Genomic DNA, 16,869 nt, shown 5'->3' with positions numbered 1-16,869 from the left:
TTGCCCCGCTCGGCCATCGTGGCGATCAAGCGGGACGACAACGCGCTGCTTGGCTAAGCCAAGGCTGAAGATCAATGGCGCCTCCGGATCACCTCCGGGGGCACTCACTGTTTTCGGCGGCGCCGTCTTTAACGATTTATGCGCGGTATTTGATGAACAGCCACTTTCCACCGGATCTGATGGCGGTGTACCTGGCACGAAGCGACGCAAGCAGTGCAACAAATGGGCGCTCAAGCTCGCGACGCATCTTGGCCCAACCACTTCTCTTCAGGATCTGGCGCGCGGCATCAAGCCCAGATGTTTCTGCTCCCTGCGGTAGGAACTTCTTTCCGCTACGGACCTGCTGGACGCAAATGGCGGGAAACAACTGCCATCTGGGCACCTCGGGGAAAATCATCCGGTCTGGAACGAAAAGCAGATAATCGACTGGAACGCCGAAGGTCTTGGTTTGCTCGAACAAGCGCGCAGCCATCGTTCTTGACAGGATATATCCGCCTGCCCCGAGATGCGCCGATGCCAGGATTCCAGCACTTCGCCCACCTGGCACATCGCAAAAGGGAGGCAACAGCAAAGCGCGGCGCGACGTCGTTTCAATCTTGAGAATATCAGCATCGGCCGGCAGCCATTGATCGTCATTCAGAAGGGTTCGAGCATCCAATGCGAAGGTCAGATCATCTTCGAAAACCGCGCCGAAGCGCATGTTTGCGTTGACGATCTGGCGCCAGGCCTCCCTGTGGCTCAGGAAGCACGCGACTTCTGGCCCTGACATCCGGTGCATGCCAGCGGCGGGCCTGTGAAGCAGGTCTATCTCTTCTTCGGACAGCAATCGCCCATCGATCGCCTCGACGCGTTGCAACGTCAGGCCGAGCCGCTGCGCCTCTTTCTCCATGTGGTCTGCACGAGCGGCCGCAGAGCTGAGATTGATGAAGTAACACGGGATCCTCACGCGACACGCCTTGTGAAGACAATGACGTCATCCGCGATATCTTCCGGAACGAAGCTTTGATTTTTCAGCATGAGAACCAGATCCTCAAGACTTTTGTGGCCCTGGGCATACCTTTGGGGATGGGTTTCGAGGATGATGGTTTCAAACTGCCAAAGATTGTGCGCCTCCGCTGCCACAAGGTCCAATTCGGCGCCCTCAATATCGCAGACAAGAACCCGCGGCCCATCGGGCAAGCCGGCGACGACATGCGCCAGCGTCGTCGTGGACACACAGATGCCGCTGGCCGCGACGTGTCCGGTATGGGCGTTGTGGCCAGGGTCGAAATACACCTCGGGCTTGCCGGAATAGTCAATGGCAGCCACCACGACACAGACGCTGCCGGGGTCGGCACCCAGGTTGGCGTTGCGCTCGCATACCTTGGCAAGAACCGGATTGGCTTCGACAATGACATGTCTTGATGTCCGACCGATGCGCTTTCGGATCAGCGCTGACATGACGCCGATGGAGCCGCCGAGTTCGACCACATGCACGTCTGGCCGAAGATACTTCCCGATAAAGCGCGCCTCTGGCTCTTCATAACGGCGCTGGCGCGCCAGACGATACCGGATTTCAGGATCGATGGTACCCGGCACGATGATCTCGACGCCATGCACACTGAAGCGGTCGCCCTTGAAGAGCCGCCGCGCCAGAAGCCACAATCTTTTGTTCCACCGTGTCATTGCGGCGCCGGCTGCCCGCCGCCGCCATCTTTCCACGCACTGACAACACCCCGAAAATACGCAACGGCTTTCGCGCGCTTGCGCTTGCTCAACAGGACCTGCAACGAAAGGCTTTGGCGTATCGCCGCCGACAAGGCCCGCGCGAATGGATAGGGGCGATCATGTTTTCGGGTGGCATAGACGCGCGACCGGCCCATATGCCAAGCCTTGAGCGCGGCAATTTCTGGCGTCCTTTCGGAGGATCGCCCTTCCAGGTGGGTGACCAGAGCATCGCGGACAAACATGAGCTTGCCGATTGAGTTCCGAAGCCTCAGCGACAGGTCGTCATCCTCGTGATACAGAAAGATTGCGGGGTCAAATCCCTGCAGCTTTTCAAAGCCTTCACGCCGGACGAAAAATGCCGCACCTGACAATACGGTTACCTCGGCGTCGGCGGCAGGCCAGCCGCGCGGCATCTTTTGCGACCTTGCAAAGAGGTGGCTGTTTCGCTTGAACAAGGGCGCGCCCGAGGGTGACGCGATACGCGGGTTGAACGCCACTGCGTCTGGGTGGCGATCGGCCGCTTTCACCAATGCATCTAGCGCACCGTGGGCAAGGGCCGTGTCGGGGTTGAGAAACAGGAGGAATTCCGCATCAAGCATCGCGGCCCCCTGATTGCAGGCGACGCCGAAGCCCATGTTATGGTCATTGATGATCAGCGCGGCGTTACGGGACCGCGCAAGATCGGCGAGCGGGCTGTCGGCCCCCTCGCCCGCGTTACTCACAAGAACGACCTGCACGCCACAGGGGATAGATGCCAGCATGTCAGGCAACACCGCCATACTATGATAACAGACCGTCACGATTCCGACACGAGATGCACAAGAACTCATTACACCGCTACTTCACATCACAGAAACAAACTTCCTGGCCCGGTGTATGTCCCGGGCCAGGACAGGCTTAGATTTTCAGTCCGAGGTCACTCCGCCGATTCCTCGGGCTGTTTTTCCAGTTCCTTGCCGGTGGCCTGATCGACCATCTTCATCGCGAGCCGCACCTTGCCGCGATCGTCGAAGCCCAACAGCTTGACCCAGACTTCCTGACCTTCCTTGAGCACATCGGACGGATGGTTCAAACGGCGGCTTTCGATCTGGGACACATGGACCAGACCATCGCGCTTGCCGAAAAAGTTCACGAAGGCGCCGAAATCGACGATCTTGACGACCTTGCCCTTGTAGACGCCGCCGATCTCGGGCTCGGCCACGATCGAATAGATCATGTCGTAAGCTTTCTGGATCGAGTCGGCATTGGGGCTGGCGATCTTGATGACGCCATCATCATTGATGTCGACCTTGGCACCCGACAGTTCGACGATCTCGCGGATCACCTTGCCGCCCGAGCCGATCACTTCGCGGATCTTGTCGGTCGGGATCTGCATCGTCTCGATCCGCGGTGCGTGGATCGAGAATTCGCCGGGCGCGGTCATGGCCTTGGCCATTTCGCCCAGAATGTGCAGACGCCCTGCCTTGGCCTGTTCCAGCGCCTTTTCCATGATCTCGGGCGTGATGCCCGCAACCTTGATGTCCATCTGCAGGGACGTGATCCCGGCCTCGGTGCCTGCGACCTTGAAATCCATGTCGCCAAGATGATCCTCGTCGCCAAGGATATCGGTCAGGATGCCGTAGGACCCATCATCCTCCAGCACCAGACCCATGGCCACACCGGCCACGGGCGCCTTGAGCGGCACGCCCGCATCCATCATCGACAGCGACCCGCCACAGACCGAAGCCATGGAGGAAGAGCCGTTCGATTCCGTGATCTCGGACACGACGCGGATCGTGTAGGGGAAATCGGTCGAGGCAGGCAGAACCGCCTGCAGCGCGCGCCATGCCAGCTTGCCATGGCCGATCTCACGGCGGCCGGGCGACCCGATCCGGCCCACTTCGCCCACCGAATAGGGGGGGAAGTTGTAGTGCAGCAGGAAGTTGGATTTGAAATTGCCATGCAGCGCATCGATGAACTGTTCGTCATCGCCCGTGCCCAGCGTGGTGACGACCAGACCCTGCGTCTCGCCACGGGTGAACAGCGCCGATCCATGCGTGCGCGGCAGAACGCTGGTCTGGCAGTCGATCGCGCGCACCGCACCCAGCGCACGACCGTCGATCCGGCGGCCATGCTTGACGACATCCGAACGCATCACCGTCGATTCAAGCTGCTTGAGCGCGCTGTCGAGGTTGGAATCGGCAAGCTGCTCTTCGGTGAGCGTTGCCTTGATGGCCGATTTCGCCGCCGAGACGGCCGCCACACGCTCTTGCTTGTCCAAGATCGCATAGGCCGCGCGCATGTCGGCTTCGCCTGCGGCTTTGACCACCTCATAAAGCGCCGAATAATCGGGCGGGGTGAAATCGAGGGGCTCCTTGGCGGATTCTTCGGCAAAGGCCACGATCAGATCGATCACCGGCTGGATCTGCTGATGGGCGAAATTGACCGCGCCCAGCATTTCGGCTTCGGTCAGCTCATAGGCCTCGGACTCGACCATCATGACCGCGTCCTTGGTGCCCGCGACAACCAGATCAAGCCGCTGCTCGGGATTGTTGCGCAGGTCCTGCATGTCGTCGACGGTCGGGTTCAGAACATATTCGCCATCGACAAAGCCCACGCGGCAGCCCGCGATCGGCCCCATGAAGGGCACGCCCGAAATGGTCAGCGCCGCACTTGCCGCGATCATCGCCACGACATCGGGATCATTGACCAGATCGTGGCTCAGCACGGTGCACATCACCAGTACTTCGTTGCGGAAGCCCGGAACAAACAGCGGGCGGATCGGCCGGTCGATCAGGCGCGCGGTGAGCGTTTCCTTTTCGGTCGGGCGCGCCTCGCGCTTGAAAAAGCCGCCGGGCACCTTGCCGGCCGCATAGTATTTTTCCTGATAGTGAACCGTCAGGGGAAAGAAATCCTGTCCGGGCTTTGCGGACTTGGCAAATGTCACATTGGCCATGACCGAGGTTTCGCCATAGGTGGCGATGACCGAGCCGTCGGCCTGACGGGCCACACGGCCGGTTTCCAGTGTCAGCGTCTCTTCGCCCCACTGGATGTCTTTCTTGGTGATATTGAACATCTATCGTTCCCTAAAGGGGAGCACTCCCGGCCCCTGCCGGGTCTCCCATCCATATGGCGGCCCCATTGCCGCCGACCCCTTCATCATCCCATGCGCCGGGGTCAGAGCATCACGTCTCAGATGCGCGCGCCATACCGTGTTTCGGTGCGGTTGGAAAGCAATTTGACGGCGCGTAAGCTTTGCAAGCGCCGTGGCGCCACATGAAAAAACCCGTGCAGCTTTGGCTGCACGGGCCGATCATCAGCGGCTTTTGGACGATCGCCTCAGCGGCGGATGCCCAGACGCGCGATCAGCGCGGTGTAGCGGGGTTCGTCCTTGGCCTTGACGTAATCCAGAAGCTTGCGACGCTGGGCGACCATCATCAGAAGACCACGACGCGAATGGTTGTCCTTCTTGTGGGTCTTGAAATGCTCGGTCAGGGTGGCGATGCGGCTGGTCAGGATCGCAACCTGCACCTCGGGCGAACCGGTGTCGCCTTCTTTGGTGGCGAATTCGGTCATCAGGCGCTGCTTTTCTTCGACAGTGATCGACATCGGGGTCTCCTTTTCAGGGTGATGGCGCAAGCCGGGATGTCGTCCAGCAAGGCCCGTGGAGGGATCACGCACCAACACGGCGCGGATGGCGGGCTATAGGCCGCCCGGACGGATTTGGGAAGGGGGCTGTGATGCCAATCGCACGCGATCCTTGCCAACAGTCCTGAAATTCGGCGCCGAAAGCCCGCAATTCGCCGCAAATTCGATATGTCTTGTCAACAACACATTCCCGGCGCTTCAGCTTTGCGCAAGACGGCATGGACATCTTGGGGCTGATCCGGGCGCGAATCGTTCATCGCAGGCGCAGGCCCCCGACCTTCGGCCCGGTCACGAAAACCACGTCGCAAGACGGCCGAGGGCGCCACAGACGCCACAATGTGACGATGTGTATGAGTAATGAGGTATAGACGATGCTGGCGGCTGGTGGGCTTTTGATTTTGATGGCGGTGGGCTTTGGGCTTGGCGCCCTGCTGATCGACGGCAGTGATGACATGACCGCCGACAGCGATGGCTTGGGCGAAGGGACCGATCCCGATACAGGCGCGGCCACGCCTGACAACACGCTGTCGCTCGGCGACGGTCTGTTCGATGCCGATGATGACGATCCCCTCACGGATGAGGAAGCGACAGGCTTGGGCACGTTGACCGACGGGCCTGTCGCTGACAGCGGCATCGGCTTTTGGGGCGATGATCTGGGTGACGGCGGCACAAGCGATGATGTGCTGCGCGCACGCAGCGAAATGCAAGCCGTCTTGGGCGGTGTGGGCGATGACGCGGTCACAGGCGGGCCGGATGCCGACAGCATCGAAGGCGGCGCAGAAACGGACGCAATTTTCGGAAACGAGGGTGATGACCTGCTCAGCGGTCTGGGCGGTGCAGACGAGATTTACGGCGATGATGGCAACGACACGCTCCTTGGCGGCTCGGGCACCGATTTTCTTGTTGGCGGGGATGGCCATGACAGCCTGTATGGCGGCAGCGAAGGTGATATGATGTTTGGCGAGGATGGGGACGATATTCTGGCCGGCGGCGACGGGGATGATTACCTGCAAGGCGGCTTTGGCGCCGATACGCTGATGGGCGGGGGCGGCCATGATCGGCTGGATGGCACCTTTACCTCGGGCGCGTCGATTTTTGCCACGCAAGACGAAGATCAAGCTGACCTTTTGGATGGCGGCGATGGCGATGACACGATCTTGCTTGGCGCGGGCGACGTGGCCATCGGCGGCGCAGGGCACGATACCTTCGTGTCTGGCGGCTTCATCGAACATACATCGGTGGCCGGCCACATCACCGATTTTGACCCGACGCAAGACGTGATCGAATTGCTGTACAATCCCGACATGACGCCCGACCCCATCGTCAGCGTCGTGGATTTTGCCGATGGCACGGGCGCCGAGATCCTGTTCAACGGGGCCGTGATCTTGACCGTGTCGGGCGCACAGGGGCTTGACCCCTCTGCGATCGAATTGCGGCTGGTGCAGACCGATCCGATCAGCGAACCTGCCTGACGCAGCGTTCTCAGGCGATGAAATGCGGCAGCATCTCGGCCAGAACCGCCTCGGGCGCTTCTTCCATCGCGAAATGGCCACAGCCGGGAATCTGTGCGCCCGTCACCTGCACGGCCCAGCGGCGCCAGATGCCCAGCGGATCGCCCGTGCGGGCCGGAAAGCCGCGCTCGGCCCAGATGAAATGCAAGGGCGCGGCGATGCGATGGCCTGCGGCCAGATCCGCCTCGTCCAACTGCCGGTCGATGCCCGCGCCCGCGCGATAATCGGCACACATCGCCGCAACCCGGGCGGGATCCGCCGCCTGACGCAGATAGGTTTCCAGCGCCTCGGGCGCAAAGGCCGACAAATCCCCCAGCCGTGACCAGCTGGCCAGCGTTTGGGCGATATAGGCGGGGCCATCGGCACAGATCAGCGTTTCAGGCAAGGGCGCGGGCTGCGCCAGAAAGGTCCAGTGATAGGCCCTGAGCGCCAGTTCCGCACTCCATGCGCGCCAGAATTCGGCCGTGGGCACCACCTCGACGATGCCCAATCGGTCGACCCGGTGGGGATGATCCAGCGCCATCCGATAGGCCACGCGCGCGCCACGATCATGGCCCAGCACATGCGCCCGCGCGATGCCCAGGCCATCCATCAAGCCGGTGATGTCGCGCGCCATCTCGCGCTTGGAATAGGCGGTGTGCGCGGCATCGTCGGGCGGCGCGTCGCTGTCGCCATAGCCGCGCAGATCGGGGATGATCACGTCGAAATGGCGCGCGAGGCCCGGGGCCACGCGATGCCACGCCATATGGGTCTGTGGATAGCCATGCAGCAAGATCAGCGCGGGCCCCGCCCCCCCGCGATGCACCGACAGGGTGACGCCGTTCGTCACCACACGCGACCGGGTGAACCCCTCGATCCCCGACATGTCACCTCTCCCAAAGCTGCGGTTGCACATCATAGCCGATGTAGAGCGGATGCCTTGGGTGCCCATCCTTGCTCAAGCCCAGATGAAAAAGCGGGCAACCCGCCGCGCGCAGCATCGCCTCGACCGTGGGGCCACGGCCCAGATGCGTGCCATGCGCACCCCATGCACAGATCACCCGATCAGCCCATGGCAAGGCGGCCCGGATCGCGGCGTCATTGCCGGGTCCGATCGGGTCGGGCGCGCGGCGCATCTCCCGCGGGTCGGTGGCGCGAAACGCAAAGATGTTGAGAACCCGAAACGCCCCGAAACCCAGGGCGCGGGCGCGGCGTTCGCATCGCTCGACGGTGGGATCGTTCTGAACCTCGGTCGCGGTAGAGGGGTTCAGCATCACGAACACCACACGCCCCCCGCCGGGCGCCCACACCCGCGTCAGCGTGTAGCGATACCGGTCGCAGGGGGAATATTCCGCGACCGATGCGGCGTCGGCCTTTTGGTGGTGGCGCGTGATCATGGCCCCGTTATGCCGCCATCCCGGCCCAAGGCAAATGCCAAAGCCACCATCAAGCCGCGCCGCTCACAGGTTGAAGACCCGATCAGGATGCACCTCGGCCCCGCGCAGGCGCCCGACCGCCAAGGGCTGGCCCGCGTGCGACACCCAGACCAGATCACCATACTCTGCCGTGCCGGGCAGCACATGGCCCGGATTGCCATTTTTCAACCGAACCGCCCCGGCGTCGGTGGCGCGCAATTCGGGCAGATCACCCAAGGCGAGCGCGACGGGATGCAAGAGCGCGTCGATCTGGGGCGTGCGCGCCAAGGCCTCGATCTGGCTCAGCGGCACCGCATCCTCGATGTCAAAGGGCCCCACCCATGTCCGGCGCAGCCGCAGCACATGGCCCAGACAGCCCAGCACCTGACCCAGATCGCGCGCGATCGACCGCACATAGCCGCCCGAGCCACAGACGAAATGCAGATCGGCGTGATCGGCATCGGGCATGGCCACCAGTTCCAGCGCATCGACATGCAGATCGCGCGCGGCCAGATCCATGGTCTCGCCGCCGCGCGCGATGTCATAGGCGCGTTCGCCATCGACCTTGACGGCTGAAAACTGCGGCGGAACCTGCAGGATGTCACCCACGAACCGCGGCAAGGCGGCGCGGATCTGGTCGGCATCTGGCCTCATGTCCGATGTGGCGATCACCGCACCTTGGGCATCATCGGTGGTGGTGGCCGCGCCCCAACGCAGGGTGAAATCATAACCCTTCAGGGCCTCGCCCAGATAGGGGATGGTCTTGGTCGCCTCGCCCAAGGCAATGGGCAGCATGCCGGTGGCATCGGGATCGAGCGTTCCCGCATGGCCGGCCTTTTTCGCCTCGAACGCCCAGCGGACCTTGTTGACAACCGCGCTTGATGTGATGCCAGCGGGCTTGTCGACCAAAAGCCAGCCGGACACCTCACGCCCCTTGCGACCCCGGCCCATGATCCGCTCCTGTGGTTGCGAAAACGGCCGCCTACCCGCCCGAGGGGCTGGCGTCAACCACCGTGCCGATGATCGGCCCGACCGGCAGCCCGATATCCATCCGTCCGATCGACGGCGCAAACAGCCGCGACACACGCCCGTCGAAATACAGCGCCTGCGGCACCCCCAGATGGTCGCGAAAGAAACGCGCGAATTGATGGAAATTCACCGGCACATCCGAAATCACCAGATGCAGGGTTTGGCCATCCGCCGCCACACCCGCGCCATTGCGGATGTTGCGGCTGTCACCACCATCGATGAAGCGCGGATGCAGCGCGCCGTCGATCACCAGCATCGGCCCCGATTGCGTGGCATAGCGGCACGGCGGCGGGGCCGCGGCAAAGGCACGGCTTTCGATGATCTGCGCGCGCTGCGCGCTCAGGCACAGCACGCCATTGGGCAAAAGCCCGAAATTGCCCGGCCCCTCTGCGGTGATGACGCGCATCTCTTGCACCCCATCCTCGACATAGAGACCGACCGGCGCACGATCTTCGTGAAACATGCCCGCATTCATCGCCACGCCCAGCCGCTTGGCCGGGCCCAGCGCCTGATCGACGCGGCCAAAGCTGCCATAGACCGCGCCGCTATCGTCGCGCAGGAACAGCCGCAGGTCCGTCTCGGCCAGATCGACGCGGCAGGTGGTGAAGGGCAGACCGTCGAAAACCACCTGCTCACAGGCGATGGCCGCGGCGGGGCCGACCGAAAGCGCGGCGGCGATGGCGAGCGCGCGGATCATTCCTGATCCTCCGCCTCACCCCCCTCGATGTCGCGGCGGACATCTGCGCGGTCGAACAGGGCGCGGGTCTCATCCATCCGGTCAAAGGTCTCATCGATCACGAACCGCAGATCGGGGGCATATTTCAGCGTCATCTCCTGCATCACCGCGCGGCGCAATTCGCCACGGTTGCGGCTCAGCGCCTTGATCGCGGCCTCGCGCCCGGCCCCGCCCAGGGGCATGACATAGACGGTGGCGATCTTGAGATCGGGCGATGTGCGCACCTCGCCCACGGTGATCGACAGGGCGTTGAGTTCGGGGTCATGCACATCGCCGCGCGCAAGCACCGAAGACAGGGTACGCCGGATCAATTCGCCCACGCGAAGCTGCCGCTGCGACGGGCCTGCGCCCTCGGAATGCCGGTTCTTTGCCATGCTCTCGCCTGTGCTGTTGTTCTGAGCACTTATGGGATGGCGGGCGGTGTCGCAAGCGACCGCTTTGCCAAACCTTGGGCATCCGCTATCACACCCCCCAACAGACGGAGGAATTGGGCATGGCCGACACGGTCGGAATCGCGGTGATGGGCGCCTCGGGGCGCATGGGGCAGATGCTGATCGACACGATCATGGCCTCGGACAAGGCGCATCTGGCGGGTGTGACCGAACGGCCCGGCCATGCGTGGATCGGTCGCGATCTGGGCGAGGCGATGGGCAAGGCCCCCACCGGTGTCCGGGTGGCCGATGACCCGCTCGAGGTGATCGTCACGGCGCAGGCGGTGATCGATTTCACCACGCCCGCCGCCACGCTGGCCCATGCGCAGCTGACCGCACAGGCGCGCTGCGTGCATGTCATCGGGACTACAGGGTTGTCCGACAGCGATATCGCGGCCCTTGATGCGGCCGCGCGTCACGCGGTCATCGTGCGCGCAGGCAACATGAGCCTTGGGGTCAATCTCTTGACGCGGCTGGCGCAACAGGTCGCGCAAGCGCTCGACGCCGATTTCGATGTGGAAATCATCGAGGCCCATCACCGCCACAAGGTCGATGCTCCATCCGGCACCGCCCTGATGCTGGGCGAGGCGGTGGCGCGCGGGCGGGGTGTCGATCTGGCGGATGTGTCGGATCGGGGCCGCGACGGCATGACCGGCGAACGCAAGCGTGGCGATATCGGCTTTGCCGCGCTGCGCGGCGGCGACATCGTGGGCGAGCATGACGTGATCTTTGCGGGCGCGGGCGAGCGGATCGTTTTGCGCCATGTGGCGACCGACCGGGGCATCTTTGCGCGCGGCGCGCTCAGGGCGGCGCTGTGGGGTCAGGGACAAGCGCCGGGGCATTATGCGATGCTGGATGTTCTGGGGTTGGCGTGAAACCGCCGATCGCTTGATTTCACGGCTTCTTTCGCTAACTCGACCCGTAATGAGCTTGGACCGGAGCGTGTTTCATGACCCGCAGAATTCTTGTGGCGCCAATGGTGATCGGCATTGTGATCGCTGGACTGCTTCAGACAGCCCAGGCCCGCGCCGAAGGCTTTCGCGTCGTCGATGATGGCGCGCGATTCGTGTCGCTGATCGAAGGCCGCGAATTGCGCCGCTTTGGGATTGCGCTGACCGTGTCCCCCCAAGGCGAGATTGCGGGCCGCGCCTTTGGGGCGCCGGTGCGCGGCGAATGGCGCTGGGAGGGCGGGTATTTCTGCCGCGACCTGTTCTGGAACGAAACCTACCTTGGCTATAACTGCCAGCTGGTGCAGCAAAACGGCGACACGTTGCGCTTCACCTCGGATCAAGGCACGGGGATGTTTGCGGATTTGCGGCTGGAATAGCGGCCGCTGCAACGATGGTGCGCCCTCGGGCACAGAACCGCTTGTCTCAGAAATCGACCGCGATCCCCTTTTTCTCCCAATCGCCATAGCGCACCGGCTCCGGCCCGTCGCGACCGCCCAGCTCAGGCGGAAGCGCCAGCGCCTTGGCGGCTTTGCGCCGCGCTTCGGCCTCGGCCAGGGCGCGCTGGGCTGCGGGCGGCAGATGGGCGGTGTCATGCAGTGGGGTATCGTCGGCCATCATCACAATCCCAAGGACATTCTTGTCGTCAGCTGACGGGTGATATACGCCCCTGAGCCTCTGGAACAAGGGCAAGACGCATGGGGCTTGAGGCACGACAGGCGGCGCTGCGCGCATTGGATGGGGTGCTGCGCGACCGGCGGATGCTGGCGCATATGGCGCCCGACGCACGGCTTTTGGCCGCAGATCAGGCGCGCGCAGCGCGTTTGGCATCGCTGACGCTGCGCCATCTGGACCCGCTTGACGCCTGCATCGCCCCCTATCTCGACCGCAAACCGCCCCCCGCGGCGCTGGCGATCTTGCGGCTCGGGGCGTGCGAATTGCTGGTGCTGGGCGAAGACGCCCATGGCGTCGTCGACAGCGCGGTGACCATCGCCAAACGCCAAAAACCGACCCAGCGCATGGCAGGCATGATCAATGCCGTGCTGCGCAAGGTTGCGCTCGAGGGGGCGGATCGCTTTGGCACAGCGCCCCCCCAACGCCTGCCCGGCTGGATCGGTGGGCCGGTCAAGAAACGCTGGGGGGCTGAGGTGCTGCGCGCGATCGAAGCCGCACATCTGCCGCTGCCGCCCATCGATCTGACGCCAAGACCGGGCGTCAGCTTGACCCTGCCCGACGCGGTCAGGTTGCCCACGGGCAGCCTGCGGATGGCACCGGGCACACAGATCAGCGCCCTGCCCGGCTATGAAACGGGTGATTTCTGGGTGCAAGATGCCGCCGCCGCCCTGCCCGTGCGGCTTTTGGGCGATGTGGCGGGCGCGCGCGTTCTGGATCTGTGCGCCGCACCCGGTGGCAAGACCATGCAACTGGCCGCAGCCGGGGCAAGGGTGACAGCGCTCGACATCTCGGCCGCGCGCATGGGGCGGGTGGCCCAGAACCTGACGCGCACCGGGCTTGCCGCCGATCTGATTGTGGGCGATGCCTTTGACCATCAGGGCGGCACTTATGACGCGATCTTGCTCGATGCGCCCTGCACCGCGTCGGGTACGATCCGGCGCCATCCTGACCTGCCGCATGCGAAATCCTGGACCGAGGTGGAACCGCTGACCCGGCTTCAGATGCAGCTGATCGATCATGCGCTGGGGCTTTTGGCACCCGGCGGGCGGATGGTATTTTGCACCTGTTCGCTCTTGCCGGTCGAAGGCGAGCATCAGGTGACCGCCGCCCTCAAGCGGCACGAAGGGCTAAAGGTCATTGCCGCCGATGCCCGCGCCTTGGGCGGCGATGACGCTTGGCAAAGCCCCGAGGGCGGGCTGCGGCTCAGGCCGGATTTCTGGCCCGGTCTGGGCGGCATCGATGGGTTCTACATGGCCGTTCTCACCCGACCGTGACAGCACATCAACGCCTCCCTATCGTGTGGCCCGACAGATGGAGCACAAGCGCGAACCGATGACCGACCGCCCCGATATCGCCCCCGCCCCGCCGCTGCCGATCGGCCGCGTGACGCTGGCCGATCGCTGGGCGGCATGGCGGGCGGGCGCGTTTGGGCCGCACATCACCGGATTTGTCTGGCAACTTGTGCCCGCAGCCCCCGGGTCCGAACCACGGGGCCGACAGCTCATGGCGGGCGATCTTTTGTTGGACGGCCAGCGCCTTGTGATGGATGACGCCGATCCATGGGGCATCATCCCGCCGACCTCAGGGTTTCAGGACGCTCTGCATCGGTTTGATTGGCTCGACGATCTGGCCGCCGTACCATCGGACGCGGGGCGCGCCACCGCGCAAGCCTGGCTTTCTGGCTGGTTGGCACGCCATCGGCGTGGGTCCGGGCCGGGCTGGCGCGTCGATCTGGTCGGGCCGCGACAGATGCAGCTGATAGCGCATGCGGGCTTTGTTCTGCCCGGGCTGGCGCCACAGGACCGAACCCGCCTGTTCAGCGCACTGTCCCGACAGGCTGGCTTTTTGCAGGGGCGCTGGCGCCAGGCACCGCGCGGACCGGCCCGATTTCTGGCCTTGGCGAGCCTTGTCACATCGGCCTGTGCGCTGAGCGGAATGGAAAGCACCCTCAGGCCCGCGCTGACGGCGCTTGCACAGGAATGCGCGCAAGATATCGACGCCGCGGGCGGGATCATCACCCGCACCCCCGAGCACCTGCTTGCGGTGTTTGATCTGTTGACGCGGATCGCGGCCTGCTTGCGCCAGGCGGGAAAACCCGCCGATCCGGCGATCGACACGGCGATTGCGCGCATCGCGCCCACGCTGCGCAGCCTGCGCCATGCCGATGGCACGCTGGCACGCATGCAAGGCGGGGGCCGGGGCGCGCCGGGGCTGCTGGAGACGGCGCTGGCGCGCGCGAACCTCCGGCCGGCGCGCATCAGGGGGCTGGCAATGGGCTATGCGCGCTTGGGCGGGGGGCAGGTGTCGCTGATCGTGGATGCCGCGCCACCGCTTTTGGGGCAGGGCAGTTGCGATGCCCATGCCTCGAGCCTTGCCTTCGAGCTGGTCGCGGGCAAAGAGCCGGTCATCGTCTCCGCCGGATCGGGGCGCCGCTTTGGCCCGCAATGGCGGCGGGCGGGGCGGGCGACGGCCAACCATTCCACCCTGGCGCTGATGGGCTATGCAAGCGCGCGGCTGGCGCGCAGGGCCAGCCACGCCGACACCGCACCGCAGGAATTCGTCACGGGGCCCAGCACCGTCGAGGTGCAGCACTCCGAGATGAAGACCGCCGAAGGCCTTGCGCTCAGCCATGATGGCTGGCGGGCGACCCATGGTCTGGTGCATCTGCGATCCCTGCAACTGGATCATGACGGTACGCTTTTGCGCGGCGAAGATGGGCTGGCCGCCATGACCGAAGCCGACCGCGCAACGCTTGATCGGGTTCTGGCGCGGCTGCCCCGCGAACAGGGTCTGGTCTATGCGGTGCGGTTCCATGTGCATCCCGATGCTGTGGCCCGGATCGACATGGGCGGCACGGCGGTGTCGATCACGCTTCCCAGCCGGGAGACATGGGTGTTTCGCCATGCAGGCGACGCGGTGCTGACGCTGGAGCCGTCGGTCTACCTGGACAGCACGCAGCCACGCCCGCGCGCGACAAAACAAATCGTTCTCACCGGGCGGCTGACCGGATATGGCAGCGCGGTAAGCTGGAGCTTGGCCCGACCCATGGGCCTGTTGGCCGCACCGGGCGGCCTCGGACACGAACACTGAAAAGGACATCCCCCATGACCGCCCTGCCCCTGAGCCGCGCGCTGATTTCCGTGTCAGACAAGACCGGGCTGATCGAATTCGCCACCGCGCTGGCAAAGACCGGGGTGGAATTGCTGTCGACCGGGGGCACCGCCAAGGCGCTGCGCGCGGCCGGGCTGGCCGTGCGCGATGTGGCCGAGATCACGGGCTTTCCCGAGATGATGGATGGCAGGGTCAAGACGCTGCACCCGATGGTGCATGGCGGGCTTTTGGCGCTGCGCGACAATCCCGACCATCTGGCAGCGATGGACCGCCACAAGATCGGCGCAATCGATCTGTTGGTGGTCAATCTTTATCCCTTCGAGGCGACGGTTGCCTCGGGGGCGGATTACGACGACTGCATCGAGAACATCGACATCGGTGGCCCCGCCATGATCCGGGCGGCGGCCAAGAACCACGCTTTTGTGGGCGTCGTCGTCGATCCGGAGGATTACGCCGATGTGCTGGCCGAACTGGCCGCACATGGGGGCACGACACTGGCCTTTCGCCAGCGCCTCGCGCGCACGGCCTATGCACGCACAGCGGCCTATGACGCGGCCGTCTCGAGCTGGATGGCGGGCGCACAGGGCGATGTCGCACCGCGCCGCCGCGCCTTTGCGGGCACGCTGAAACAGACCATGCGCTATGGCGAGAACCCGCATCAAGGCGCGGCCTTCTACACCGACGGCACGGGGCGGCCCGGTGTGGCCACCGCCCGGCAGCATCAGGGCAGGGAGCTGAGCTACAACAACATCAACGACACGGATGCTGCCTTTGAACTGGTGGCGGAATTCGCACCCGGGGATGGGCCCGCCTGTGCCATCATCAAGCATGCCAACCCGTGCGGCGTGGCGCGTGGGGCGAGCCTGACCGAGGCCTATCAGAAGGCCTTTGACTGTGACCGTACCAGCGCCTTTGGCGGCATCGTGGCCTTGAACAGGGCGCTCGATGGTGCCACGGCCGAGGAAATCGTGAAGATCTTCACCGAGGTCGTGATCGCCCCCGGGGCGGATGATGATGCACGCGCGATCTTTGCGGCCAAGAAGAACCTGCGCCTGTTGACCACCGGCGCCTTGCCCGACCCGCGCATGCCGATCCTGGCCTACAAACAGGTTGCAGGCGGATTTCTGGTGCAGGACAAGGATACGGGCCGTGTGACCGAAACCGACCTGCGTGTCGTGACCAGACGGGCACCCACAGCCGCCGAGATGGCCGATCTGCGTTTTGCGTGGACCGTCGCCAAGCATGTGAAATCCAACGCCATCGTCTATGCCCGCAATGGCGCCACCATAGGCATCGGCGCGGGCCAGATGAGCCGCGTGGACAGTTCCACCATTGCCGCGCTGAAAGCCGCGCGCATGGGCGCTGAACTGGGCCTGCCCCAGACGCCGGCCCGCGGGTCGGTCGTGGCGTCGGATGCGTTCTTTCCCTTTGCCGACGGGCTGCTGGCCGCCGCCGAGGCGGGCGCCACCGCAATCATCCAGCCCGGCGGATCGATGCGCGACGACGAGGTGATCGCAGCCGCCGACGCGGCCGGGCTGGCCATGGTCCTGACCGGCATGCGCCACTTCCGGCATTGAGCGGGCAAGGCGCTTGCAAGCGCCTTGATCACGCGGTTTTCAAACCGCGTGATCAAGGCCTTTCAAAAGGCCTTGGGCACGCTGGTCATCGGTTTCGCGATGACCTATTTCGACCCAAAGGCCC

The 16,869-nt window shown here is 64.4% G+C and carries 17 protein-coding genes; 6 read left to right on the top strand and 11 right to left on the bottom strand.

What is annotated here, in order from left to right; genetic code table 11:
- Positions 1–136 precede the first annotated feature (136 nt).
- The 5 genes from Q0094_RS09605 to rpsO all read right to left on the bottom strand — a co-directional run bounded on the left by Q0094_RS09605 (position 137) and on the right by rpsO (position 5,295).
- Positions 137–946 (bottom strand): glycosyltransferase family 25 protein, encoded by an 810-nt coding sequence (locus tag Q0094_RS09605; RefSeq protein WP_297618431.1) that lies wholly within the window; start codon positions 944–946, stop codon positions 137–139.
- Entirely contained in the window at positions 943–1,599 is a 657-nt protein-coding gene (locus Q0094_RS09600) for an FkbM family methyltransferase (RefSeq protein WP_297618428.1), read from the bottom strand. Before Q0094_RS09600 ends, Q0094_RS09605 begins: the two co-directional genes overlap by 4 nt.
- A gap of 62 nt (positions 1,600–1,661) precedes the next feature.
- Positions 1,662–2,537: a glycosyltransferase family 2 protein gene (locus tag Q0094_RS09595; protein WP_297618424.1), complete on the bottom strand. Its 876-nt coding sequence runs from the start codon at positions 2,535–2,537 to the stop codon at positions 1,662–1,664.
- 86 nt (positions 2,538–2,623) lie between these two features.
- Complete coding sequence (gene pnp, locus Q0094_RS09590) at positions 2,624–4,762, bottom strand: polyribonucleotide nucleotidyltransferase (protein WP_297618421.1); 2,139 nt, start codon at positions 4,760–4,762, stop codon at positions 2,624–2,626.
- Between the two features lie 263 nt (positions 4,763–5,025).
- Entirely contained in the window at positions 5,026–5,295 is a 270-nt protein-coding gene (rpsO, locus tag Q0094_RS09585; RefSeq protein WP_297618418.1) for a 30S ribosomal protein S15, read from the bottom strand.
- Positions 5,296–5,705: 410 nt separating this feature from the next.
- Between rpsO and Q0094_RS09580 the strand changes: the two genes are divergently transcribed.
- Complete coding sequence (locus Q0094_RS09580; protein ID WP_297618415.1) at positions 5,706–6,806, top strand: calcium-binding protein; 1,101 nt, start codon at positions 5,706–5,708, stop codon at positions 6,804–6,806.
- 10 nt (positions 6,807–6,816) lie between these two features.
- On the opposite strand, the gene Q0094_RS09575 is transcribed toward Q0094_RS09580, so the two are convergent.
- The 5 genes from Q0094_RS09575 to rbfA all read right to left on the bottom strand — a co-directional run bounded on the left by Q0094_RS09575 (position 6,817) and on the right by rbfA (position 10,378).
- A complete protein-coding gene (locus Q0094_RS09575) occupies positions 6,817–7,710 on the bottom strand; it encodes an alpha/beta hydrolase (RefSeq protein ID WP_297618412.1) in 894 nt (297 codons plus the stop codon).
- 1 nt (position 7,711) lies between these two features.
- Entirely contained in the window at positions 7,712–8,221 is a 510-nt protein-coding gene (locus Q0094_RS09570) for a DUF1643 domain-containing protein (RefSeq protein WP_297618409.1), read from the bottom strand.
- Between the two features lie 63 nt (positions 8,222–8,284).
- Positions 8,285–9,190 (bottom strand): tRNA pseudouridine(55) synthase TruB, encoded by a 906-nt coding sequence (gene truB, locus Q0094_RS09565; protein WP_297618406.1) that lies wholly within the window; start codon positions 9,188–9,190, stop codon positions 8,285–8,287.
- A 31-nt stretch (positions 9,191–9,221) separates the two neighbouring features.
- The gene (locus tag Q0094_RS09560) at positions 9,222–9,965 is read right to left on the bottom strand and encodes a phosphodiester glycosidase family protein (protein ID WP_297618403.1); all 744 of its coding nucleotides are present in this window, start codon (positions 9,963–9,965) and stop codon (positions 9,222–9,224) included.
- Positions 9,962–10,378, bottom strand: coding sequence for a 30S ribosome-binding factor RbfA (rbfA, locus tag Q0094_RS09555; RefSeq protein ID WP_297618400.1), 417 nt, complete (start codon positions 10,376–10,378; stop codon positions 9,962–9,964). The genes Q0094_RS09560 and rbfA overlap by 4 nt, the downstream gene beginning before the upstream one ends.
- 119 nt (positions 10,379–10,497) lie before the next feature.
- Between rbfA and dapB the strand changes: the two genes are divergently transcribed.
- A complete protein-coding gene (dapB, locus tag Q0094_RS09550) occupies positions 10,498–11,310 on the top strand; it encodes a 4-hydroxy-tetrahydrodipicolinate reductase (RefSeq protein ID WP_297618397.1) in 813 nt (270 codons plus the stop codon).
- A 74-nt stretch (positions 11,311–11,384) separates the two neighbouring features.
- Positions 11,385–11,762 (top strand): dihydrodipicolinate reductase, encoded by a 378-nt coding sequence (locus Q0094_RS09545; protein ID WP_297618394.1) that lies wholly within the window; start codon positions 11,385–11,387, stop codon positions 11,760–11,762.
- A 46-nt stretch (positions 11,763–11,808) separates the two neighbouring features.
- On the opposite strand, the gene Q0094_RS09540 is transcribed toward Q0094_RS09545, so the two are convergent.
- Positions 11,809–12,000: a DUF1674 domain-containing protein gene (locus tag Q0094_RS09540; RefSeq protein WP_297618391.1), complete on the bottom strand. Its 192-nt coding sequence runs from the start codon at positions 11,998–12,000 to the stop codon at positions 11,809–11,811.
- Positions 12,001–12,080: 80 nt separating this feature from the next.
- On the opposite strand from Q0094_RS09540, the gene Q0094_RS09535 reads away from it, so the two are divergent.
- Genes Q0094_RS09535 through purH form a run of 3 tightly spaced genes read left to right on the top strand, consistent with a single transcriptional unit; the run spans position 12,081 to position 16,745 of the window.
- On the top strand, positions 12,081–13,331 hold the full coding sequence (locus tag Q0094_RS09535) for a transcription antitermination factor NusB (RefSeq protein ID WP_297618389.1): 1,251 nt from the start codon (positions 12,081–12,083) through the stop codon (positions 13,329–13,331).
- Positions 13,332–13,389: 58 nt separating this feature from the next.
- Positions 13,390–15,147, top strand: coding sequence for a heparinase II/III family protein (locus Q0094_RS09530; RefSeq protein ID WP_297618386.1), 1,758 nt, complete (start codon positions 13,390–13,392; stop codon positions 15,145–15,147).
- A 14-nt stretch (positions 15,148–15,161) separates the two neighbouring features.
- Positions 15,162–16,745 carry a bifunctional phosphoribosylaminoimidazolecarboxamide formyltransferase/IMP cyclohydrolase gene (purH, locus tag Q0094_RS09525; protein ID WP_297618383.1) on the top strand — a complete coding sequence of 528 codons (1,584 nt, stop codon included), beginning with the start codon at positions 15,162–15,164 and terminating at the stop codon, positions 16,743–16,745.
- Positions 16,746–16,869: the final 124 nt, after the last annotated feature.

The organism is uncultured Roseicyclus sp. (assembly GCF_937892565.1).
Lineage (GTDB): Bacteria > Pseudomonadota > Alphaproteobacteria > Rhodobacterales > Rhodobacteraceae > Roseicyclus.
This window is presented reverse-complemented; position numbering and strand designations above follow the sequence as displayed.